This is a genomic window from Vibrio sp. bablab_jr001 (genome assembly GCF_016464285.1).
Classification (GTDB): domain Bacteria; phylum Pseudomonadota; class Gammaproteobacteria; order Enterobacterales; family Vibrionaceae; genus Vibrio; species Vibrio fluvialis.
Genome location: NZ_JACDWZ010000047.1, coordinates 1 through 239, shown reverse-complemented (window position 1 = coordinate 239; position 239 = coordinate 1). Strand labels below are relative to the sequence as shown.

Genomic DNA, 239 nt, shown 5'->3' with positions numbered 1-239 from the left:
CTGGATGAGTTTGGTCCGGTATTCGACCCGAATGACCCGGACAACGAAGACGGCCCCCGTTATGTGTTCTCGTATGATGAGAACAGCAGCGATGAGTATGTGATCGGTACCGTGTCGGCCACTGATGGTGACGGCGAGGCGGTGACGTATTCCATTACCACCAACGTGTACAACGATGCCAATGAAGCCTTGTTTGAGATCGATGCGGTCAGCGGTGCGATCAGCCTGACGGCGGCGGG

The 239-nt window shown here is 56.5% G+C and carries 1 protein-coding gene; it reads left to right on the top strand.

Features of this window, described 5'->3' with window-relative positions:
- The coding region (locus JIG40_RS09830) for a cadherin repeat domain-containing protein (RefSeq protein ID WP_199465271.1) at window positions 1-239 on the top strand (239 nt) is incomplete at both ends.